Annotated in this window: 17 protein-coding genes and 4 pseudogenes; 14 read left to right on the forward strand and 7 right to left on the reverse strand. The window is 68.1% G+C overall.

Going from position 1 to position 22,407, the window contains the following annotated elements:
• The first annotated feature begins 42 nt into the window (after positions 1-42).
• Together ABZ919_RS26400 and ABZ919_RS26405 are read left to right on the forward strand one after the other, a co-directional pair.
• Complete coding sequence (locus ABZ919_RS26400) at positions 43-807, forward strand: AfsR/SARP family transcriptional regulator (RefSeq protein WP_361252398.1); 765 nt, start codon at positions 43-45, stop codon at positions 805-807.
• 31 nt (positions 808-838) lie between these two features.
• Positions 839-1,609: a siderophore-interacting protein gene (locus ABZ919_RS26405; protein WP_361252401.1), complete on the forward strand. Its 771-nt coding sequence runs from the start codon at positions 839-841 to the stop codon at positions 1,607-1,609.
• A 229-nt stretch (positions 1,610-1,838) separates the two neighbouring features.
• Here ABZ919_RS26405 and ABZ919_RS26410 read toward each other — a convergent pair whose 3' ends face one another.
• Positions 1,839-2,756: an AfsR/SARP family transcriptional regulator gene (locus ABZ919_RS26410; RefSeq protein WP_361252404.1), complete on the reverse strand. Its 918-nt coding sequence runs from the start codon at positions 2,754-2,756 to the stop codon at positions 1,839-1,841.
• Between the two features lie 375 nt (positions 2,757-3,131).
• Between ABZ919_RS26410 and ABZ919_RS26415 the strand changes: the two genes are divergently transcribed.
• Together ABZ919_RS26415 and ABZ919_RS26420 are read left to right on the forward strand one after the other, a co-directional pair.
• The gene (locus ABZ919_RS26415; protein WP_361252407.1) at positions 3,132-4,055 is read left to right on the forward strand and encodes an MBL fold metallo-hydrolase; all 924 of its coding nucleotides are present in this window, start codon (positions 3,132-3,134) and stop codon (positions 4,053-4,055) included.
• 35 nt (positions 4,056-4,090) lie between these two features.
• Positions 4,091-4,798: a helix-turn-helix domain-containing protein gene (locus ABZ919_RS26420; RefSeq protein WP_361252410.1), complete on the forward strand. Its 708-nt coding sequence runs from the start codon at positions 4,091-4,093 to the stop codon at positions 4,796-4,798.
• Between the two features lie 784 nt (positions 4,799-5,582).
• Here the strand turns inward: ABZ919_RS26420 and ABZ919_RS26425 are convergent.
• Positions 5,583-5,840: a hypothetical protein gene (locus ABZ919_RS26425; RefSeq protein WP_361252413.1), complete on the reverse strand. Its 258-nt coding sequence runs from the start codon at positions 5,838-5,840 to the stop codon at positions 5,583-5,585.
• Here ABZ919_RS26425 and ABZ919_RS26430 point away from each other — a divergent pair.
• Together ABZ919_RS26430 and ABZ919_RS26435 are read left to right on the forward strand one after the other, a co-directional pair.
• Complete coding sequence (locus tag ABZ919_RS26430) at positions 5,829-6,749, forward strand: NucA/NucB deoxyribonuclease domain-containing protein (RefSeq protein WP_361252416.1); 921 nt, start codon at positions 5,829-5,831, stop codon at positions 6,747-6,749. The two genes, ABZ919_RS26425 and ABZ919_RS26430, sit on opposite strands and share 12 nt — an antisense overlap.
• Positions 6,750-6,844: 95 nt before the next feature.
• Positions 6,845-7,441 carry a hypothetical protein gene (locus tag ABZ919_RS26435; protein WP_361252419.1) on the forward strand — a complete coding sequence of 199 codons (597 nt, stop codon included), beginning with the start codon at positions 6,845-6,847 and terminating at the stop codon, positions 7,439-7,441.
• A gap of 38 nt (positions 7,442-7,479) precedes the next feature.
• On the opposite strand, the pseudogene ABZ919_RS26440 reads toward ABZ919_RS26435, so the two are convergent.
• Positions 7,480-8,155 (reverse strand): annotated as a pseudogene (locus ABZ919_RS26440) (IS110 family transposase); the annotation flags it as partial.
• A gap of 458 nt (positions 8,156-8,613) precedes the next feature.
• Between ABZ919_RS26440 and ABZ919_RS26445 the strand changes: the two are divergent.
• Together ABZ919_RS26445 and ABZ919_RS26450 are read left to right on the forward strand one after the other, a co-directional pair.
• A pseudogene (locus ABZ919_RS26445) lies at positions 8,614-8,871 on the forward strand (transposase); the annotation flags it as partial.
• Positions 8,872-9,076: 205 nt separating this feature from the next.
• Entirely contained in the window at positions 9,077-11,032 is a 1,956-nt protein-coding gene (locus tag ABZ919_RS26450; RefSeq protein WP_361252422.1) for a SpoIIE family protein phosphatase, read from the forward strand.
• Between the two features lie 236 nt (positions 11,033-11,268).
• On the opposite strand, the gene ABZ919_RS26455 is transcribed toward ABZ919_RS26450, so the two are convergent.
• The gene (locus tag ABZ919_RS26455) at positions 11,269-13,719 is read right to left on the reverse strand and encodes a SpoIIE family protein phosphatase (protein ID WP_361252425.1); all 2,451 of its coding nucleotides are present in this window, start codon (positions 13,717-13,719) and stop codon (positions 11,269-11,271) included.
• A 443-nt stretch (positions 13,720-14,162) separates the two neighbouring features.
• Here ABZ919_RS26455 and ABZ919_RS26460 point away from each other — a divergent pair, with 443 nt between their 5' ends.
• The 4 genes and pseudogenes from ABZ919_RS26460 to ABZ919_RS26475 form a co-directional block, all read left to right on the forward strand.
• Positions 14,163-15,449 (forward strand): helix-turn-helix domain-containing protein, encoded by a 1,287-nt coding sequence (locus ABZ919_RS26460; protein ID WP_361252428.1) that lies wholly within the window; start codon positions 14,163-14,165, stop codon positions 15,447-15,449.
• A 136-nt stretch (positions 15,450-15,585) separates the two neighbouring features.
• A protein-coding gene (locus tag ABZ919_RS26465) for an IS5 family transposase (RefSeq protein ID WP_361252430.1) occupies positions 15,586-16,394 on the forward strand; the annotation gives its coding sequence in 2 pieces (ribosomal slippage) (positions 15,586-15,933 and positions 15,936-16,394; 807 coding nt in all).
• 71 nt (positions 16,395-16,465) lie between these two features.
• The gene (locus ABZ919_RS26470; protein WP_361252432.1) at positions 16,466-17,893 is read left to right on the forward strand and encodes an IS1380 family transposase; all 1,428 of its coding nucleotides are present in this window, start codon (positions 16,466-16,468) and stop codon (positions 17,891-17,893) included.
• Positions 17,894-18,027: 134 nt separating this feature from the next.
• Positions 18,028-18,265 (forward strand): annotated as a pseudogene (locus ABZ919_RS26475) (IS5/IS1182 family transposase); the annotation flags it as partial.
• Between the two features lie 176 nt (positions 18,266-18,441).
• Here the strand turns inward: ABZ919_RS26475 and ABZ919_RS26480 are convergent.
• The 3 genes and pseudogenes from ABZ919_RS26480 to ABZ919_RS26490 form a co-directional block, all read right to left on the reverse strand.
• Positions 18,442-18,585, reverse strand: a complete 144-nt coding sequence (locus ABZ919_RS26480; protein ID WP_361252613.1) for a hypothetical protein — start codon at positions 18,583-18,585, stop codon at positions 18,442-18,444.
• Positions 18,586-18,793: 208 nt separating this feature from the next.
• Entirely contained in the window at positions 18,794-19,126 is a 333-nt protein-coding gene (locus ABZ919_RS26485) for a hypothetical protein (RefSeq protein WP_361252435.1), read from the reverse strand.
• A 317-nt stretch (positions 19,127-19,443) separates the two neighbouring features.
• A pseudogene (locus tag ABZ919_RS26490) lies at positions 19,444-19,890 on the reverse strand (polymorphic toxin-type HINT domain-containing protein); the annotation flags it as partial.
• Positions 19,891-20,483: 593 nt separating this feature from the next.
• On the opposite strand from ABZ919_RS26490, the gene ABZ919_RS26495 reads away from it, so the two are divergent.
• Both ABZ919_RS26495 and ABZ919_RS26500 read left to right on the forward strand, forming a co-directional pair.
• Entirely contained in the window at positions 20,484-21,554 is a 1,071-nt protein-coding gene (locus tag ABZ919_RS26495) for a hypothetical protein (protein ID WP_361252438.1), read from the forward strand.
• Between the two features lie 16 nt (positions 21,555-21,570).
• Positions 21,571-22,380, forward strand: a complete 810-nt coding sequence (locus ABZ919_RS26500) for a hypothetical protein (RefSeq protein ID WP_361252441.1) — start codon at positions 21,571-21,573, stop codon at positions 22,378-22,380.
• Positions 22,381-22,407: the final 27 nt, after the last annotated feature.

The raw sequence follows: 22,407 nt of genomic DNA on the forward strand, positions 1-22,407 counted from the left end.
CGCTGGTGGCCCGCAGTTGATCCCGGTACAGAGGTGAACGGCGTGGACATAGGAATTCTCGGTCCTCTGACAGTGCGGGCACGCGGACAGCGACAGGCCGTCCCCACCGCACCGAAGCCGCGGCAGCTGCTCGCGCTGCTGTCGGCACGCGCGGGCAAGGTGGTACCGGTGGACCTCCTGGTGGACGAACTGTGGGAGAACGCGCCGCCCAGGAGCGCCCTGACCGCCGTGCGGACCTACATCGTCCAACTGCGCCAGTCGATTGCCCGCACCCTGCGGACGAGCACCGCCGAAGTGGCCCACAACGTACTGCCCTTCGCCGGCTGGGGGTACCGCCTGGTCGCGGACCCCGACAGGGTCGACGCCAGCGTGTTCACCCGTCACGCCGAGCTGGGCCGACGCGCGCTGCTGGACGGCGACGACGCCCGGGCAGCCCTGCTGCTGCACCGGGCGCTGCGACTGTGGCGCGGTCCCGCGCTGGCGGACGTACGCATCGGGCCGCACCTGCTGGCGCATCGGACCACCCTGGAGGAGATCCGGCTGGGCGTCGTCGAACAGCGCCTGGAGGCGGATCTGCGTCTGGGCCGCCACCATCAGCTGATCGGCGAGCTTTCCGGACTGGTGGCGCGCCATCCCCTGCACGAGAACCTGCATTCCCTGTTCATCATTTCGCTGTACCGCGCCGGGCACACCGAACAGGCCCTCGGGACCTTCGAGTCGCTGTGCCACAACCTCCGCGAAGAACTGGGGATCGACCCTTCGCCCCGCGTGCGCAGGTTGCGGGACGCCATTCTGGCCGGTTCCTGAAACCGGACCGTGAGCAGCCAGGAGTGAGCAGATGCCCACCGAATCGACCGCCGGCCGACGCCGCCCGGCCGACCTCCTCTTCGACCCGCTGCTCGGTCTGTTCTTCACCCGCGGACGCGTCGAGCAGCTCGAACAGCTCACCCCGCGCGTCCGCAGGATCCGCGTCACCGGGCCGGCCGTGCGCGGCCTGCCCTGGACTCCGGGCCAGCACGTGCGGGTACACGTCAAGGACCTGGGCGCGCCGGTGTGGGCCGGGATGCTGCGCGACGTGCTGCGCACGTACTCGGTCTGGGCATACGACGGGGAGGGGCTGGAGCTGTGCCCCTTGGATCACGGGGACGGTCCCGGCGCCCGCTGGGCCCGCTCCCTTCGGGTGGGGGACGAGATCGCCTTCCGTAAACCCGAGGGAAGGTTCGTCGTCGACGGTTCCGCCGCGTACCACCTCTTCGCGGGGGAGGAGACCGCCTCGGTGGCCTTCGGCGCGATGCTGCGCGCCCTGCCGGATGAAGCCCGCGTTCACGGGGTCGTCGAGGTCGCGGGGCCACCGGACCGGCTGCCGCTGCCCCGGTCCGGGCAACTGCGGTGGTGCTTTCGCGGTGACGCCGGCGCGGCCGCGTCCGGTTCGCTGGTCGCGGCCGTACGGGAGCTCGATCTGCCCGGCGAACCCGGCATCGCGTATCTGGCCGGAGAGGCGCGCACCTGCCAGGCCGTACGGGATCATCTCGTCCGGGAGCGCGGCTGGCCTCGCCGGTCCGTCCTGGTCAAGCCCTTCTGGACGCCTGGCAGGCGCGGATTGGACTGAGCGCCGGTACCCGGCGCTGCCCCTGCCGCTCCCCGTGCGCCAGTCGGCGGCGTCTGCTCATGACGCTTCATCACGGACTTCGCCTCGTGGCAGTGATCCTCTGGCTCGACGTTCCGATCGGTGTCGCCGTGCTGTTCTTCGCGCGGGCGGGCCGGCCGGGAGCCGGGGCCCGCACTCCCGGTGGGACCGCGCCCGCCCGAGGCGGGCACGGTCCTGGCCGTCGACCGCGTCACCCCTGAGCGAACGGCGGTCCGAGAACGCGGCGACGCCCGGCGGCCATTTCCGTGGGCAGTCCGCTCGGATCCGTTCGGACCTCGGATGGGGCGCCGGACGGCAGATCCAGTTCCAGCCGGAACAGTCTCGACTGGGTTTCCGCCTCCAACCGCGGATCGGCTGCCAGGATGGCCTGCTGCAGATGACGCATACGCGGTGACGGGTCTATTCCCAGCTCTTTCCGGAGGTAGTTCCGGATCTTGTGGAATACATCGAGCGCCTGTGCGGGGCGGCCGGCTCGATACAGTGAAATCATGAAAAGGGAATGGAGGTTCTCGTGCAGCGGATATTGCAGTACAAGCCCGGACAGCTCGCCGATTAATTCATGGTGATGTCCGAGCCGGAGATCGGCCTCCACTCGCTGCTCGACGGCTGCCAGGCGGTGTGCCTCCAGGTGGGTGCGGTGGGCGAGCAGATGCGGTCCGAGCCGTACGCCCGCCAGTGCCGGGCCGCGCCAGATGCGCAGCGCCCGGCGGAGCAGCACCGAAGCCTGGTCGTTCGCACCGGCGGCCAGCGAGTCGCGCCCCAACTCGGCGCAGCGCAGGAACGCCTGCGCGTCATGCGTTCCCTCGCCGGCCGTCAGACGGTACCCCCACCCGGTGAACTGCAGGACGTCCGCGGCCACTTCGGAGGGGCTGACCTGCAGACTCTGGGTCAGTGCCCTGCGTAACTGCCCGATGTACGTCTGCACGGTGGTCACGGCACTCGACGGCGGACGGGTCTCCCACAGCTCGTCGATCAGCAGATCCATCGAGATCACTTCGTCCACCCGGGCCGCCAGCAGCGCCAGCAGTTGCCGTGGCTTCGGTGCGGTGGGCGCGGCCTCACCACCGCGCGATCGAACGGCCAAGGGACCCAGAATTGCGATGTCCATCGTACTCCCCGTTGAATTTTGCACAATATCGCAGATTGAATCGTGCAACACTTCGGAATGCACCGCGTTAGGCCTGTGGTGCCAGGTTGTACGGTCTTAAAACTTTTCGCTCCGATGCTACAGTCGTTACCGGGTGGCACGTCAAGGTCCTTCGGATCGTTTGCTCCGCAATAAATGCAGGGGCCTGTATACCTTCCGGAATACATCAGAATGACATATTCCGGTAGCTGGATTTGGTGGTATGCAAGGTAATGGCGGTGAAATTTGGTCGACTGTTGCACCTGACGCCGCGCTCCTAGCCGCCTTGACCGATTCTGCGGCGAGGTCGGGTTCTGTGAGGGGTGAGACCGATTCCGTCTGCCTGTGGAGAGCGACATGGACGCCACGTCGACCCCCGTCGTCATCCGCGAGGTCGAACAACTCGCGGAGGGCGTATACGCCTACCTCCAACCCGACGGTGGCTGGTGTCTGAACAACGCGGGCATCGTGATCGGCGGCGAGGGCACACTCCTCATCGACACCGCGGCCACCGAGGCACGCGGGCTCATGCTGAGGGAGACGGTCCACACCCTCAGCCCGCGTCCCGTCGGCACTTTGGTCAACACCCACAGCCACGGCGACCACACCTTCGGCAACCACCTCTTCGCCGGGAGCGCGACCATCGTGGCCCATGAGCGGGCGGCAGCCGAGATGGCTGAGCACGGCCTGGCGCTGCGGAGCCTGTGGCCGCAGGTGCGCTGGGGCCAGGTCGAACCGACCTTGCCGCAGGTGACCTACCGGGACCGCCTGTCACTGCCGGGCCTCGGCGTGCGGGTGGAGCTGCTGCACGCCGGCCCGGGGCACACGGCGGGCGACACCGTCGTATGGCTGCCCGACCAGCGTGTGCTGTTCGCCGGAGACCTCGTCTTCTCCGGCGTCACCCCTTTTGTGCTGATGGGTTCGCTCAGCGGCTCGCTGCGCGTGCTGGACCAGTTGCGCGCCCTGGAACCTTTGCACGTCGTCCCAGGTCACGGCCCGCTGGGCGGACCCGAATTACTCGACGCGAACGCCGACTACCTTTGCTGGGTCCACGAGTTGGCTCGCACAGGCATCGCCGACGGACTCGCTCCGCTGGACCTGGCGCGGGCCACGGGCCCGGGACCGTACGGCCAACTCCTGGACAGCGAAAGGCTGGTGGGCAACCTAGTGCGCGCCTACGCCGAGCGGTACGGCACGCAGCCCGCCGCACCTCTGGATGTGCAGGCCGCGTTCGAGGACATGGTCGCGCTGCACGGAGGCCTGCCCCACTGCGGAGCGTGACCACCCGCCGACGATCGACGCCGGAGGACACCCTCATGACCTGCTCACCCGATCCCGCACCGGACAAGGGCCGCATGGGCCCCGGACGCGGACGCCGGCGAGAGGCGGAACTCAACGACGCACGGCTGCTGGTGGCCGCCTGCGACGCCTTCGCGGAGCTGGGGTGGAAGGCGTCCGTGTCGGACATCGCCCGACGGGCCGACGTGGGCATGGATACGATCTACCGCCGATATGCCGGCAAGGAGGAACTCGCGCAGCACATCTGCCTGACCGCCGTCGATCACCTCACCCACACCGCACGGGCGGCGGCCCTCGAGACGTCCGACGGCTGGCAGGCTCTCGTCCGGTTCATGAGGACGGCCCTGACCACCCGGACGGGCTCCCTGCTGCCGCGGCTCGGCGGCCGACTGCCGCTCACGGACGACCTCGAGGCCGCCGTGGTCCGGCTGCACGAAGCCGTCGAAGCCGTCGTCGGGCGGGCACAGCGGGAGGGTGCGCTGCGCGCCGACGTGGTGTCGGCGGACATAGTGCTGCTGCTCGTCCACCTCAAGATCCTGCTCCCCACGGCCGAGACAAGGTTCTGCGAACTGCGTCTGACGTACCTCGACATAGTGCTGGACGGACTCCGGCCCCGACCGCCCCACCTGCCGCAGGGCCTCGACGGGCCACCGCCGGACTGGCAGGAACTGCGAGCACTCTGGCACGCCGACCGCTCCGGCCCGAGGGGCGGCGACACGGGATGAGAGCCGCCGCGCCCGCGACCGCCCTGCTCGTCCTCGCGCACACGGTCGCCGCGCTGTACACCACCTGGTTCGCATGCGGGTGCTCGCACCCGGGCCCTGGCCGCGGGAGTGGCTCCCTCATGGTCGCAAGTCCTCACGGGGACGCCGAGTGGCGTGGCGAAGCCGGGCCGGCGGTGCGTTCAAGGAGCCGGTACGGAAAGGCACAGCTTCGTGGCGGCGACGGGCCCGAGGAGATGGCCGCTGTCGGCTACGAACTCCGGCCCTGATCGTCTGCGGAGCGGGTGGCCTTGGTGGGCACACCACCCTACCGGACCTTACGGTTCGCATGGGATCGCTTAGCTGATCAGCGACGCTCCATGCAAGCTTCCCCGGCCCAGGCCTGATATGGCGCTCAGGTCGTCCATGGAGGTGCCCGCACCACATGTCGTGACAGCGTCGGGCACCTCAACTCCGTTACGGCGCTGTGGGCTTCGGCCACGACAACCCCGCTCACCTCGGACAACCGGTTCAGCACCATCCCCACGGCGTTCGGGAACAGTACGTCCTTCAACGCGGACAGAACCTCCATGACCAGGGCATTACCGCCATCAAGCACGGAGCGTGAACTACACGATCGTGACCTTCACGAAATTCCGACCAGACCCTTGAAAACAGCCAGGCATGCTCGTCGCCCCATTCGGTCCGGCGTTCAACGTAGTGGGGAGCTTCCCGAGCGCTGGGCGCGTTGTCGGCCGGGGCTACCCGGGGAAAGTGCGACAGGTGGGGGGCGCGGGCTGGTAGGGCTTCAGAACGGTCGATCGGCCGTACCCAGAACGACGAGTTCGGTGCTGTCCAGCACCTTCCCGAACGCCTGCGGCTCGCGGCGTACGTGGAAGTAGTCCCACTGCGAGCGGAGGATCACCTGGTCCGGGTGGCCGAGCGCGCACAGCACGTCCCAGTGCAGGGCCTGGGCCCAGACGTAGCGCGGTTCGCCGTCAACGTCCATGTCCTCGACGTCGATCGGAGTGTCCGCGAGCGCACAGGCCAAGCGGTGGCTGTCCACGGGGCCGGCCGCGAAGTCCAGGAACGCGGCGGGGTCGGCATCCTCGGCCAGACCTCCAACTCCAATCGGTCGCCGTCGTACTGGAAGGCGGCCAGCACCGGGGCGCCCAACTCGGCACTGATCGGCCCGGCGAGTGCGAAGACACCATTGGCATCGACGGACCGGTCCGGATGGACGAGGCAGAATCTCGGCCCGGCCGTAGAAGTTCACCGTCTCCAAGGCACGCATCACGCGCGCGGGCAACGGCGTCCACGTCGATATCGCCGCGGCTTCCGGGGCGGCACCAAGGCCACCGTCCACTTCCCGCAGGGCCACGTCCTCAACAGCGGCGCGGCGAGTGGCAGCGTCGACTACACGACCGGGGCGATCCCCAAGGGCCGTGTCAACGCCAAGGCGAAGACGCACTACTCGTACACCTTCACCAAGCCCGGCTACACCCCCGGCGCCGTCTCCTACGACTCGGCTGTCTACCGGTGCGACAACTACTACGGCAGCAGGCAAGCCAACCGGTCCGGGTGCGCCATTCCGGAAGTGCCCACTGCGGTCAGCATGGTCGGCATCCCCTACATCGACGACGGGATCCGCAGGCTGCGTTCCAGCGGCGGCCACTACGGTGACCCCTACGGCGGCCAGCCCCTGCACTGGATGATCAACCCCACGCAGGAGGACAAAAACCGCAAAGCGGTCTGCCCGAGGAGCGCTCCGCCGGACATGCAGCGCGCCGGCCGCACCTCGTGCGACGAGTACCCCTTCGCCTCGACCAAGGAAGGCGGCACCCACCTTCCCGCCAACCAGCGGGAGATCACCTGGGTGCACATCCAGGAGAACCGCAGCCAGGGCGGCCGCATCACCGCCTGGCGCGGCAAGATGCACGTCATGGACGGCGACCCGTTCTACGTGATCGTCTGACCGCCGCTAGACTCCCCGCCAGTCAGGGTGCCCCCTTGTCCCGCCTCTGTGCCGGGGCAAGGGGGCACCCTTCTCCGCTGAAGGAGGCTCGTCTCATGCTGGTCCGTGAAGCGACGTTCACCATCGATGTGGGAGAAAACGGCTACCTCATCGGATTCGACGACGACTACGACTGGCCGAAAGAGATGCCGTTCGGCTGGCGGTGCGGCCTGGCCACCGACAGCAACGCCATCGTGATGCCCACCACCGACACCGGCCCCGTGCAGATGATCATCCAGGTCCACGACGGCCCGCCGGCACCCGAGCGCGGCAACGACTGGGAGCCGCCGGAAGAGATCAGCCTGCGCGCCGACTACCCTGAACTGTGCCTCGCCGTCATCAGGAGCGAGTTCTGGGACGCCTGGCCAGAACGCGAACCCCCGCTCGAGGTGCCGCCCTGCGACGAGGGCGAGCAGTGGGTGCGGATGCGCCTGTACAGCCACGCCGACGACCCCGAACCGGGCATCGGTGACTACGGCGAACGCCACCTAGTCCAGCTCTGGCGCGCTCCCCAGGCGCCCAGCCTGCACCCAGAGATCACGGATGCCGACCGGCAGGCCCGGGCCGAGTACGCCGCGCAAATGAACGTGCCGGTGGAGGAGTACACCACGACCTACCCCCTCACCTACACTCCCGAGAATCCACCAGACTGACCTCCTTGGCCGTGCCGGAGTCGCCTGGTCGGACACCGTGATCGGAACTGGATCCGGTCGGTCTCAGCCTCGATGCGGCGCTGGCGTCCGGCCTGCGCGACCGCAGTCCTCAGGCGGGCGCGGGTCAGCCGGGCGGCCTCGGCTGGAGTAGGCGCGATGGCCAGGATCATCCGGACCTCCCGGGCCGGCAACTGCTCGCGCTTGGAGGCGAAGGCCTCGAGGATCGCGGGGTAGTACTCGAGCAGGTGGGAGCGGAGCCGGTTGTGGGCGCGGGTGCGGTCCCAGACTGCGTCCTGCTGTGCCCTGGCCAGGACGGCGATCGCCTTGACCAGGTCGGAGTCTGGGGGCAGAGGCCGGTGCAACGAGGCGTCGGTCCGCAGGATGTTGGCTAGAACGACGGCGTCCTGGTGGTCGGACTTCTTCCGGGAAACCGCATGCCGGTCGCGGTAGCGGGCAACGGCCATCGGGTTGATCGCGTAGACCCGGCGTCCGGAGGCCCGCAGGCAGGCCACCAGCAAGCCCCGGGAGGTCTCGATCGCGATCGGTATGGGACCGTCCGGGGGTGTCGCCGTGCTCGGCAAGCAGGCACAACAGGTTCTGGAAGCCCGCCGCGTCGTCGCTGATCCTCAGCTTGGCGAGCAGCCCGGCATCGGCGTCGACCACCGCCACATCGTGGTGGTCCTCAGCCCAGTCGATTCCGCAGGTTGCGTGCACCACGCGCTCCTTTCCCCGGCTATCCGTTGGCGTCAAGCCGCGGCAGGGCCACCCGGCGACCTAATAGAAGCGCTCATCGGCGCACCACCCCATCAGCCATCCGTGGCCGCAGCCCTACTCAGGGTCCTCGCTCTCGTGAAGAGCTCGACGGCTCCGGCTGATCGGGAGGTGATCCTGGACATGGCTCGAACCACGGCAACGTACGGCGCCCCGAAGCGACACGGCAGGGGCTGGAGCACCGTCCCTCTTGTCGAAGCGCTCCGGCGCTGCGTATATCCGAGACGTCTCCCCAGCCCCTGCCCGGATCGGCCCAACGGCCAACTCACACGCCTATTAGCCTCGGGCTTTCACGACGGGGCGGCCCGAGGGTTGATCAAATAAGTGGGGAGTGCCTCTGAGCTGGGACGATAGGGCTTGTTGAAGGTCCTGTTCGTCGCCAAGAAGGAAGCACTCCCCGGGTGAAGAAGCGTAGCGGGTCGTACCCGCCTGTCCGAGTCGAGGGCAACGGCCGTGCGGCGGTCTCGCAGTCCGGGGCGGTTCTGTTGGTGGAGACGGTCCGCAAGAGCGGCCTGGATCAGGCGATATCCGTGGCCCTGGCGCCGTGGTGCGAGTCGCGGGCGGTGCACGACCCGGGCAAGATCCTGCTGGACCTCGCGCTCGCGGTAGCACTGGGCGGGGACTGCCTCGCCGATGTCGCGATGCTGAGGGCCGAACCGACCCGGCGCCGTGGCGGCCGGGGCGCGCGCGAGCGCATCCTGCGGGCGGCCATGAGGCTCTTCTACCGAGAGGGCAGTCGGGCCAGGACATCTCCGCTGACGTGGACCGTTCCGTCGGCCGTCACACCTGCCTCATCGAGACGTATCGGCAAAATGTGCGAATACTAGTAGCCGGGATGTTTCGGTATGTGTCAGGGGGCCACAGATGGCTACCTCGGACGAACTTCTTCAGAGGGCTGACCCGTCGGCTGTGCTGACGCTGGACGGTGTGATCAGCGCTCTCAACGCGGCGATGGCCACGGCGTTGCACAGGCCGGCGGAGCAGTGCCTGGGACATGACTTCGGTGATCTGTGGCCTGCAGGCCAGCGGATCTCGGCCAAGAGTCTCGTGGTGGCCGTCGCCAGGACGAAGACGGTCGCAATGCGGGTGCTGGAGTTCCCCAAGCAGGGCGGAGCGTGCGTTGCCTGCTTGATCGGCGCACAGCCGGTGAAGGACCCGGCAAGTGGCGAGCAGCTGGTGTGGGTGCATGCCCTGGATGCGCGGAGCGACCTGGCGAGCCTGTTGATCCCGTTCCGGCTGGCCGCCGAGGCCGCTGACCTCGGTCTGTGGAGGTATTCACCCCAGCGGCAAGATCTGGAGTGGTTCGGGGGCCTACCTGGCTTGGTCGCGGTCCCCCTGGAGGCCGCTGCGCCGGTTTCCCGAGTGATCTCGGCAGTGCACCCTGACGAGCGGGAGGCCTTCCGGGAGCTTCTGCGCTCGGCCCCCGCCCAGTCCCCCTGGGTGAGGTTGCGGTACCTCACCCCGCACGACGGCTGGCACCACCTGGCCGTTCAGACCCGTCGCATCCGGCTGGGCTACGACGGCCCAGAACAGATATTCGAACTGGTCCGCGATGACACCAAGCAGGAGGAGCACCGGAAGAGGGAGCTGGCTGCACTGACCGCCGAGCGGCAGCGCGCCAAGGACACCGCCGATTTCTCCTCCGCCTTGATCACCGCAGCCACGGAGCAGGAACTGCGACAGGTCGTCCTGACCCGGCTCGCCGCGACCTTCGGCGGTGCTGGCGCCCTGCTCGCACTCGTCGACGACGGCCACCTGCGGGTCTCCACCGATGCAGGCGAGTGCCCGGCTCTGCACGGCATGCCGCTGGACCATCCGGGGCCGCTGCCTGAGGCGATCCGCACCGGCAAACCGCAGTTCATCCAGGGCCGAGAGGACTACATCCGCCGCTGGCCAGACGGGATCGGAATTCCGTGGAAGAGCGGACTCGGCTCCGACTACGCCCTCGCGATCACGCCCCTCAGCGAGACTGGCAATTCGCCACTGGGGGCGTGGATAGTGTCCTACGGCAGCGGACACCGCCTGTCGCTGGACAAGCGGACCCTCATGGGCACGCTGGCCGACCTGGCAGGCCAGGCACTGCGGCGTATCAGTCTGCAGCAGGCTCAAGTCGAGTTGGCTACGGCGCTGCAGCAGACTATGCGGCCCACGCTGCCCGAGCACCTCCCGGGTCTGGAGGTCGCCACCCGCTACCGGCCCAGCCGGGACGAGCTGGACATCGGCGGAGACTGGTACGACGCCTTCGTGATGCCCGACGGTGTGATCGCCCTGGAGATCGGCGACGTCCAAGGGCACGACGCGGACGCCGCCGCCTGCATGGGACAGGTCCGCCTGTCCATGCGCGCGATCGCCGCCCAGGAACCGGATCCGGGAACCGTACTGACGCGCACCAACGAGCTGATGAGCACGACGGCCCCGACACGCTTCGCCAGCTGCACCATGCTGCACCTCGACCCGCGCGACGGACGGGTCACCGGCGCCAGCGCGGGCCATGTGCCGGTGCTGTGCGTCCATAGAGACGGCAGCCACGAGGTCCGTGAGCTGCCGGGCGGGCCGGTTTTGGGAGTCGTGCCCGGTAGCGAGTACGGCGAGGAGACCTTCACCCTGGACGAAGACAGCGTGCTGGTCATGGTCACCGACGGCGTGGTGGAGGGACCGGGCCTGACGCTGGAGGACGGACTGGAGCGAGTGGGAACGCTGGCCGCCCAGGCCGTTCAGGAAGGGCTGGACGCCGAGGAGACCGCCGGCCGCATCCTGGACGCGGCAGACGCGGTGGACCACCTCGATGACGTGGCCGTGCTGGTCATCCGCCGCACATGACGGCGCCCGCGTCCTCAGGCACCTTCTTTGAGCGCCCACCGTGCGAGGTCTTCGGTCTCCTCAACCGTCGACTGGCTTCATTCGGCCCGGCGACGCCCCCGGACTGGGCGTTCTCCGCGTCGGATGACCAATACGGCAATGTCGTCAGCGTGGACGGTGCACATCCTGCTCCTGGCCATCGCCGTCACCCTTGCCATCGGCCTTGATGATCGGCCTTCTTCGGCGCGCTTCCCGTCTCAGATGCCCGGGTCGAGTTCTTGTTCGGCCCATACGGTTTTGCCACCGGGCGTCAGGCACCTGGTTCCGTGTCGCCGGCAGAGTTGCGCGACGATGTAGAGGCCCCGGCCGCCTTCGTCGCTGGTACCGGCGTGGCGCAGCCGGGGGAGGGTGTCGCTGGTGTCGGACACTTCGCAGGTCAGGACCCGGTGCCGGATCATGCGGAGACCGATCGGGCCCGTGGCGTGGCGGACTGCGTTGGTGACCAGTTCGCTGACGATCAGCTGAGTGGATGCCTCCAGACGCTCCAGTCCCCACCGGGCCAGTTGCCGGGTGACCAAGGTGCGGGCGCAGCGGACGACGGCCGGGTCGCCCGGCAGTTCCCAGCACGTGGTCTGGCTCGCGCTCAGCGCATGGGTCCGTGCGATGAGCAGAGTGACATCGTCACACGGTGACTGAGTCGGCAGTGTCTCCATCACCGAGGAGCAGAGGCCTTCCAAGGATCGGCCGGGATGTGCCAGGGCATCGCCGAGGCGCTTCATGCCGGCGCCGATGTCGTGGTCGCGGCTCTCGATCAGGCCGTCGGTGTACAGGGCGAGCCGGCTCCCCTCGGGCAGTTCCAGCTCGACCGCTTCGAAAGGGACCCCCATCCCGACGCCGAGCGGCGTTCCAGTGGGCAGGTCGGGGAAGGTGACCTTGCCGCGGGGGTCGATAACCGCAGGCGGGGGATGCCCGGCCCGCGCCAGGGCGCATTTCCGGCTGACGGGGTCGTAGACGGCATACAGGCAGGTCGCGCCGGTGACGCGGGTTGGGTCGTGAGAGTCGGCGTCCTCCTCGGTCAGCCGCCGGACCGTGTCGTCGAGGTGGGCCAGCAGCTCGTCGGGGGCCAGGTCGAGCTCCGCGAGCGTGTGTACCGCGGTGCGGAGCCGGCCCATGGTCGCCGCGGCGTTGATGCCGTGTCCCACTACATCGCCCACAACCAGTGCCGTCCGGGCGCCGGACAGCGGGATGACGTCGAACCAGTCGCCCCCGACACCGTTGTCCGCATCGGCCGGCAGATAGCGCGAGGCCGTCTCGATGGCTGTGCCCTGCACCAGACACTGGGGGAGCAGGTTGCGTTGGAGGGTGAGGGACGCGCTGCGTTCCTGTGCGTACCGGCGGGCGTTGTCCAGGGAGAGCGCCGTGCGGCTGACTAGTTCCTCGGCCAGGAGCAGGTCGTCCTCCTGGAACGGCGTGGGTTCCTCGGTCCGGATGAAGACCGCCGTCCCCAGGAAGGCGTGCCGCGTGCGGATGGGGACGATCATCAGGGAGTGCATGCCGCTCTCGCGCATGGTCCGTGCCCGGTCGGGGTCGTGGTCGAACCAGGTGCCGGGAGAACCGTCCAGGACCGGTTCCAAGTGGGAGCGGCCGGACGACAGGACCTTGGTGAAGGGCGAGTTCGGTGGCACGGCGACCAGGTCACCGCGCGCCCACGGGGACTCGGGGACCCCGGGGTGGATCGAGGCCACGCCCGCGCGCCGCAGGACGGGGCGGCGGTGGTCCGATGGGCCGATGCGAGCGAAGGGTGCTTCGCCGAACTGGATCGACTCGGCCAGGTCGACGTTGACGTAGTCGGCCAGGAGGGGCACCGCGATGTCGGCCAGTTCCTGGCCGATCTGCATCACGTCCAGGCTGTTGCCGATGCGCGTGCTGGCCTCGCTGAGGATGGCCAGGCGCTCGCGCGCCCTCTGCGCGGCGGTGACGTCGACACTCATGCAGCACACCCCCATGGCTTGGCCGTCGGCGTCCTCAAGGCGGAAGTACGAGGCGGCGATCGCGTGCTCACGGCGCGGATCTGCCGGCGGCCACGTGCGGTACTCATGGACCGTGGTGATGCCGCTGTCCAGCGCCTGTCGCATCACCTTTTCGAGCCTTTCGGCCTCGGGGTCGCTCAGCGCGGCTGCCAGGCCGCGTCCCAGCCGCTGATCCCAAGGGACGCCGTCCTGCTGCTCCATCGCGTCGTTGGCCCAGGCGCAGCGCAGGTCCCGGTCGCGAACGACGATGCCGATGGGTGTGTGGGTGAGAAGTGAGTCCCGTACCCATCCAGTGCTCGCCGCCGGGGACAGCGAGGCGATGTCGGTGCCGGAGACGAGCCAATGGATTTGCCGGCCCTGGCCCCACAGCAGCGAGATCCGCAGGCTCGCCTTGAGGGCATGGCCGTCGCGGTGGCGGACGGTCGAGGTGCCGGACCAGCCGCCCCGGGCGAGGCACTGTTCGGACGTCGACCACTCCCGCAGCGTTCGGCGGGTGAGGGGCAGGATGGTGGAGATCGGCCGGCCCATCACTTCCGCCGCCGGGTAGCCGACAAGCCGCTCCGCCGTGGTCGTCCACCCCACCACCGTCCCCTCGGCGTCGATCATCGCGAGGGCGACGTCGGGCGTCTCCCGGGGGTCCAGTCGCTCGCAGAGGCTGCCTTGAAGTATCTCGGTCACCGAATTTCTCCCATCACGTGGATTTCTAAGATTCGGACCGGAGCAGGGCGATCGTCGCACCGGACCATGGTTGGGCTACCCTCTCGCCGATTTTTTCCTAGCGATCCGGCGACTCTCGGTCGATACGGGAGGCCGCCGCTCCTCGCGTCCACGGGGATCGGGGCGGTGCCGTCCGGATCGCGACCAAGAACGAGGCTAGGAGTGGAAAGCGGAACAGACGCCAGGTGCAGCGCACCATTTCCTGGTTGTAGTTTGTGACATCGAAACAAATGACTCACCGCTCGGCTGTGCCGCAGTACGGCGGACACAGGGACAGGGACAGTGACGGCACGGGCGCTGGTCTTATGCCAAGGTGTGGAAGTGGATCCGAACCACGCCTCCCGCACCACTGATCCCTAAGCACGTGCCAGGCTCTTTGATCGCCTGCCTTGTAGTCTTTGAGCATGGGCGTGGAAAGACTGGAGCCCGCACGGGAACTGTCCGTGAGCGCGGCAAACGTAGAGTCACACATCACGGAGGTCTCCAGGGACGTATGGGAAGAACTGCTCGCTGAAATCCCGAAGATCAGCGATGACAACCTACTAGAAGGAATCCTGCGGGCGAGCGTCGATGAAAATGTTGCTACTTTGCTGCACATCTTTGAGGAGGACATTCCTCTGGAGAATCTCGAGGTCCCCACGGCGGCCCACGAGCACGCCAGGAGATTGGCTCAGAGGGATATTCCTGTAACTGCACTGATCCGGGCCTACAGGATCGGGCATTGGCGTTTCTTGCAATGGTGCCTGGACGAGCTTGCTCGCCGGGGCGCCGACGGCGTTGTCTCCGCCGCCGTCAACCGGCGCATGCTGAACGTGAGCTTCGGTTACATCGACAGCATCACCGAGCAGGTCATCGACGTGTACCGCCTGGAGCGAGACCGCTGGCTGCTGGGCCAGGTCGCTATGCGTGCCGCGCGGGTGCGGGACATCCTCGCCGAGCAAGAGGTAGACCTTGACTCGGCGGAAGCCGCTCTCGGCTACCGCCTGCGACAAAATCACCTTGGGCTGGCGGTTTGGCTGCCGGCGCTGACGCGTGGCGGTGCCGGATTGGACCGGCTCGACCGGCTCACCAACGTGATCGCAAAGGAACTCGACTGTCCTGGCAGGCCGCTGTTCATACCTCGAGACGAGACGCTGGCCTGGGCTTGGCTGCCCTTGGGTTCACGCAGCGAGGTTTCCTGGGAACGGTTGTCCAGTGTGGTCAAAGACGGCGAGCCCTCCGTGCGGGTGTGCACTGGAAGCGTGAAGCGCGGCATCGAGGGGTTCCGCAGCACGAACAGGGAGGCGCTGCGCGCACAAGAGCTAGCTACGGCGGCGAGTCCAGGTCACCGGCTCACTGCCTACCCCCAGGTCGCGCCGGTCGCGTTGATGTGCAAAAACCTCCCGGATCTGTGTGCCTGGGTGGGGAACGTCCTCGGCCCACTGGCCGTCGACGACGAGCAGTGCGCCAGATTGCGAGAGACCTTGCACGACTTCCTGGGAACCGGGGGCAGTTACACCGCTACAGCGAGCCACCAAACCCTGCATAAGAACACTGTGCACTACCGCATCCACAAGGCCGAGGAAATCATGGGTCACTCGATCCAGGCAGGACATACGGACCTTGAAGTCGCCCTGCTCGCCGCCCAGTACCTCGGCTCCACGGTCCTGCAGGCGTCCGACTGCGGCGCAGAGGAACGTCGGCGGGAGTGAAAGTCCTCGCCGTCGCCACTGAGGGGCGTCGAGTTCGCGGGGGACCCGACCATCTTTGATGGCATCGCCACCTGCTGCTACTAGCCTCGCGCTTTAGAGGTCGTTTCCTTTGGCGTGATCATTCGTTGAGCCGTGCATGACGGATCTGATTGAGCGGTTGGTGCCGGATGAGTTATGGACGCTGTTCCGGCGGGTGGTTCCGCCGACGGAGGTGATACGTCCGCAGGGCGGCGGCCGACGGCGGGCGGGTGACCGCGAATGCCTGGCGGCGATCATCTTCGTGGCCACCTCGGGGTGCACCTGGCGGCAGTTGCCCCCGGTGTTCGGCCCTGCCTGGCCGACGGTCTACCGGCGTTTCGCCCGGTGGAGCCAGGACCGGGTCTGGGCTCGGCTGCACCGCGTTCTCCTGGACGAGCTCGGGGCCAGAGGGGAGCTGGACTGGTCGCGGTGCGCCATCGACTCCGTCAGCCTCAGGGCCGCAAAAGGGGGCCACTGACCGGACCGAATCCGACCGACCGCGGCAAGAACGGATCGAAGATCCACCTGATCACGGACCGGAACGGTCTCCCTCTGTCGCTGGGCATCTCCGGCGCCAACATGCATGACAGCCTCGGCCTGAAGCCGCTGGTCCGGGGAATCCCGCCGATCCGCTCCCGGCGTGGCCCACGTCGCCGGCGACCGGCCAAGCTCCACGCCGACAAGGGCTACGACAACGACCACCTGCGCCGATGGCTCCGCAAGCGAGGCATCCGCCACCGCATCGCCCGCAAAGGCATCGAGTCCTCGCAGCGGCTGGGCCGTCACCGCTGGGTCGTCGAGAGGACCGTGTCCTGGCTGGCCGGCTGCCGACGCCTGCACCGCCGCTACGAGCGAAAGTCAGAACACTTCCTCGCCTTCGTCGGTATAGCAGCAGCCCTCATCTGTCACCGCCAGCTCACCAAATGAAACGGCGTCTTAATGAAGCGGGTTGTCCGACGGATGGTCAGGCAAGCAAAAAGTGCCTCTGACCAGCAAGAATGCGGATTGTCGAGGTCCTTGTTCCTGCCACCGTCGGAGGCACTTCCCAGGTCAAGAAGCGTTTCGGGTCCTATCCACGTGTCCGCGTTGAGGGCGGTGGCCACGGGGTGGTGTCCCAGGCCGGGACCGTGCTGCTGGTCGAGACCGCCCGCAAGGCTGGGCTGGACCAGGCCATGTCGACGGCATTGATGTCATGGCGACGTTCGCGGGCGGTGCACGATCCGGGGAAGATCCTGCTGGACCTGGCCCTCGCGGTTGCCATGGGCGGGGACTGCCTCGCGGATGTCGGAATGCTGCGGGCCGAGCCGGCCGTGTTCGGACCAGTGGCCTCCGACCCGACGGTCTCCCGCCTGATCGACACCCTCGCCGCCGCGGGGTCGAAGGCCCTGGCCGCGATACGGGCCGCGCGGGCCGAAGCCCGCGAGCGTGTCTGGAACGTGGCCAAAACCGCGGCTCCGGATGTTGCAGGGCAGGTGATCGTGGACCTGGACGGGGTGCTCGTGCTGGCCCACTCCGAGAAGCAGGACGCCACCGCGACCTGGAAGAAGACCTTCGGACACCATCCTCTGATGGGGTTCGTCGACCACGGAAGAGGTGGCAGCGGCGAGCCGGTGGCCGGCCTGCTCAGGCCGGGCAACGCAGGCAGCAATACCGCCGCCGACCACATCACCACGGCTCAACTCGCCCTGGCCCAGCTGCCGAAGAAGTACCGGCGAGGGCGCCAGACGCTGATCCGCACCGACTCCGGCGGCGGCACCCACGAGTTCGTCGCCTGGCTCGCCCAGCGAGGGCGGTGGCTGTCGTACTCGGTCGGCATGACCATCACCGACGCCATGCACCAGGCCGTTCTCAAGGTCCCGACCGCCGCATGGACGGTGGCCGTCGAGCCGGGCGGCGAGATCCGCGACGGCGCCTGGGTCGCCGAGCTGTCCGGCGACTGCCTGAAGGGCTGGCCGAAGGGAATGCGGCTGATCGTCCGCAAGGAACGACCTCACCCCGGCGCCCAGTTGCGCTTCACCGACGCCGACGGCCTGCGGCTCACCGCGTTCGCCACCAACACCACCGGCGTCCCGATCGCCGCACTCGAACTGCGGCACCGCCAGCGCGCGAGGGCCGAGGACCGCATCCGTGCTGCCCGCGCCACCGGCCTGCGCAACCTGCCCCTGCACGACACCGCGCAGAACCAAATCTGGCTGGAGATCGTCCAGATCGCCCTCGATCTCCTGGCCTGGATGCCCATGCTCACTCTGACCGGCGAAATCCGCAGGTGGGAGCCCCGCCGCCTCCGGCTCCGCCTCTTCTCCGCCGCCGCCCAGATCGTCACCACCGCCCGCCGCCGGCACCTGAGGTTCGCACGCCACTGGCCCTGGACCGACGTGATCACAGACGCCCTGGCACGGCTCGAAGCCCTCCCGAACCCTGGCTGACCAGCACGTTCCCGTCCCTGCGAGCAGCACCACCCCCGCCGAACCCGTGGAACCCGGCGCCCACCCGACGCGACAGCCGGGCCATCAGCGTGCCCACCACCGACCCGAACAAGCGGAACGGCTCACCGAAAGAACCGACGGCCGTCACGAAAGATCGAGGTTAGGCCTATTCCCCCCGCGCCAACCGCTCTGCGTAAACGCAACATCAGGGCAGTCATCCCGGAGAAGAAGGACCAGGCCGCCAACCGGAAGAAGAAAGGCAGCCGAGGCGGCCGCCCCACCCACCACGACACCGATCTCTACAAAGAACGGAACACCGTCGAGCGCCTGATCAACAAGCTGAAGGCCTGGCGGGGCATCGCGACTCGACACAAAGACTGGTGGCCCACGTCGGTCGTCAAGGCGACGATTGCTCGTTCTTGTCTGCTGAGCCACTGCTCGGACCATGCTCGAGTGGTGCGCGAGTTCAGGAACCGGACGTCGCTGCTCACGAGGTTCTCGGGCCGGTCGGTCCTTGGTGGTGGCGATGGCCGGTTTTCCGAGCTCATTCATGTCCATGCCGATTTCGCCGCGACCTCCTTGAGGCGCTGCAAGGCGTCCGCAGCGGCGGGATAGCCGGCGTAGGGCGCGACGAAGCGGAGCAGGGCGAGCAGGTCGGCGAAGGAGATGCCGTGCATGTGCGCCGGGGTCACGTGGAGCTGGCAGGCTGACCCTATCTGGAGCCGGCATACGTCGTTCGCCAGGTTCTGCAGCAGTTTCTCGGGTGCTGGTCCCGCTCAGGGCGTAGGTAAACTTCCCGGTCCGGAGGGCCCTGCCCCGGCAGTTGCCGGGGCAGGGCCCTCCGGTGATTCTACTCAGGCGGCCGGACGGTTCGAGCCGGTGCTGAGGAAGGCGATTCTGCTATTCATGCGAACCTCCCGCCTCGAGGAACTGCCGATATACGAGGTCGAGCAGCGCTGCGTACGCGTGTTGCGAGCGGGCCACGGCCTGGTCGTCGTCCGATGCCGTGTCACTGAGTCGATCCGTCCGCCGCATCAGCTCTTGAAGCATCGCCAGGACATCGACCGTAGCCGGCTTGAAGATCCCGCTTTCCACATATCGGATAACGGTCGTCACGTACTCATCGGCTTCCACCAGATCGCTGTGTGCCAGAATCAGGTCCTTCGTCGATCCCTTCCCAGGGAACGGCAAGTCGAGCCAGAGGGTGTAGGCGTCCAGGAAACTGAGATTCATGTCTTGCCCGGCTCCTAGTGATTCTCGTCGTACCAGAAGGAAATGACTCGTCCGTCCGGCCCGATCATTCCGCCCATACCTCCGTTGGGATCTGAGTATTTCACGCCCCAATTACCATCCGGGAACGGCATCCGCTTTTGATTGTAACCTTTCTTGCCTCCCGGCTCGGTCAGTGGCTTCGCCCAGTCCGTCGCATCCTGCAAATACTTGTCGGGCGGAACATTCAATGGCTCACCGTGCTTTTTCCAGTGGTACTGGAAGCTTCTCCCAGGATTCTCGAAACTTCCCTCGTGCCAGACATCATCCAGATTCGCCGGGCACCCTGAATTGTGCACAAGCACCGGCGTGGTGCCTGCCAGCACATAGTAGGTGTGGAGGTCGTCGACGGTGAGGTTGTAGGTGCGCGTGTGCTGGTCGAATGTGCGGTTCGCCTGGACGCGTACGGTGGTTCCGCCGGTGCTGAGCAGGGTGCTGCCGGGGGTGAGGTCGTGGGCCTTGACCCACTGGTGCGCCGAGGGGCTCCAGAAGGGGTGTTCGTAGGTGGCGGTGAGTTTCCGGAGGCCGTCGGGGGTCGTGATGGTGAGTTCGTCGAAGTGTTTGTCGCCGTCGGTGACGATGAGACGGCTGACCTTGCGGGGCGCGGTGCGGCCGGTCAGTGGGTCCGTTGCGACGACTGTGTCGCCCGGGTGGATCGTCTCGATGCTTCGCGGCCTGGTGTGGGACATGAGGACCTTGGTGCCGGCCGGGAAGCACTGGGTGCACCCCTTCATGTAACGGAGGCGGCGCAGGTCCTGCAGCGCTTCTAGCCCTCGTTCGAGGAGCTTGAACTTGGAACGGAAGGTCTGGTCTGCAGCGAGTTGTGTGCAGGCTTCGATGTCGCCCTTGCTGCAGGGGTACACATTGCCGAGGCCGAAGTCCTTCTCCACCGTCCACAGTTCGTCGGCTGCGGCCTGGGCGCCGGGGCCCATGGAACCGAGGTCGCACAGCACTTCGTTGTGCTGGCAGTAGCGGGCCGGGCGTTCCACGGGCTCGCAGCCGAGCATGCCGCAGCGATAGCGTGCTTCGTCCTGGGCTCCGGTGTCCTTCTCGACGGCCTTGCGTGCGGCTTCCTTCTTCTGCACGGCGGCCTGGAAGGCGTCCTTGAAGGCCTGGTCGGCGGCCTTGGAGTCCTTGCCGGCCGCTATTTCGGAGGCCCGGGCCTGCGCTCCGGCGGTGTAGGCGGCGCTGGCGGATGCCTGCGCCCACTGGGCGGAGCCGGCGGCGTCGACGGCGGAGGTGGCTGCGTCGCTCGCGGCCCGGTCGGCGGAGGCGGCGGCCTTGGCGGCGGTGTGGGCGGAGGCGGCTGCCTGGTCGGTCCATGGGAAAGGAGCTCACTGACCTGGCCACCAACCTGTCCTCGGCCAACACGGCACTGCAGAACGCCGCCCATGTCGCCCAGAAGAAGGGCGTGTCCATGGGGCCGAAGGGGGAGCCCGTCCCCCTCGCGGCGAACAACCCGCCCTCCGCGAAGGAGGTGCAGGCAATAAAGGACAACGACGACTACACCACCCTCTACACGGAGCTGATGCACCAGGCCCAGCGTGCCCGGCTCCTCGCCGCCAAGCACATCGGCCGGCTCTACGCCGAGATCGACCCCAGCGAGCCGATGCAGAAGGGCGACAAGATCGTGGTCGCCGACTACCTGCGCGGCCTGTGGACCGCTGGGGCGGAGGGCGACCGGGCGCTCGGCCTGGACATGGCCGACGACATCAAGCACGCCCAGGAGGAGCACGACAAGGCGCTGTCCGCGCTGAAGGACGAGGAGGCCAAGTTCCGCACGGCGGACGCGAACCTCCCCAAGGCGTTCAAGCTCCGCGGGGAGTGGCAGGCCGCCGCCGACCAACTCGACAGCCTGGAAGGGCGGCTGGCCGGGCTGGAGAACGGCAGCTCCCAGATGCCGTACGACCGGTACCTCAACTACAAGATGGCGGACGTCCTGCGCGGCAGTGAACTCGCCGAGGGCGCTCCTCGGTTCCTCAAGGAGATCCTGGTCATCGATGTCGCGGCCACGGTGGCCGTCGGCGGTCTGGAGGCCAAGCAGGACCACGACGAGGGCTGGTCCTGGGGCCACTCGGTGCTCGTCGATGTGGGCGGCGGCGTGGTGGCCCTGGGTGCCGGTGTCGCTCTCGCGGCCTCGATCCCGGTGGACGGGGTAGTCGCCACGGCCGCGGTCGGCGGCGCGGTCGTCGTCGGGGTGGGAACCTTCGCCGGCAAGCTGTTCCACGAGCACTGGAGCGAGGACTGGGACGACCACGGCGCGGTCGTGGGCACGCTGTACGGCATCGGCCACTCCGGGACCCAGGCGTGGCACGCGGGCGAGGGTATGGTGACCGGCACCGGCCACTGGCTCAGCGACAAGTCCAAGGCGCTGTGGCACAAGATCTTCTGATGTTGGTGGGGACGACATGAAGAGTGCGGCGGACGGCGCCACCGGGGAGCAGGTGGAGCCGGCGGCGATTCCGCGCCTGGGCACCACCTGGTTCGACCGGGGCGCCGGGTACTGGCTGCGCCGGATCGCACATGGTTGCATACAGCTCGCCCTGCTGCTGTTCGTCGGGCTCGTCGTCACCGCCTTCTACGCGGGGTTCTGGGAAGCGGTGGGGGTGCCCCGCTCCGCACGTACCGCGGTGTATGCGGTGACGGCGGTCGCCTGCCTGCTCAGCCTCCTCGCGGGTTTCGTGCGCACCCGGCGCGCACCGGTGGAGATCCCCACCCCCGAACAGGCATGGCGGGAGCACCGTTCCCGGCAGCGCAGGAACGCCGCCTCGGCCGCAGGCGGCCGCTGGACGCTGCTGCTCCTCGCGCCTGTCCTGCCCGCCACCGTCGCCTGGGCGATCGGCACCTGGGCCGCCCCGACGCTCGCGCGCCGCACCGCCGCCGAGATCGGCGCCCGGGAGGACTACGAGCGCCGGGTGCGCGAGCAGGAGGAGCGGGCCGAGGCCGCCCGACCGCTCCCACCCCGCAACCGGGCCGAGCCGCCACGGACGCCGCTGAGCGCGAGCCGGGCCGGTTGCCCAACCCGTGTGCATCGCCGTCCAGTTGACCCGCTCGCGCAGCCCGGCGTACGCCGAACCCTCCGCACCCGGTCGGCCCTCTGCCGTAGTCCGGCCGGGCGACGACCGCGAGCGGACGACCTGCCCCGGCGCCCGGCCATCACGGTGAACCAGTGGCCGTACAGCGCTCGTGAGCATCCCGGAAGAACAACCCAGCCTTGAGTGCGCTCGCGCCGCGGCTGCCGAAAT

This window comes from Streptomyces sp. NPDC046759, from assembly GCF_040645475.1.
In the GTDB taxonomy this organism is placed as follows: Bacteria; Actinomycetota; Actinomycetes; order Streptomycetales; family Streptomycetaceae; genus Streptomyces.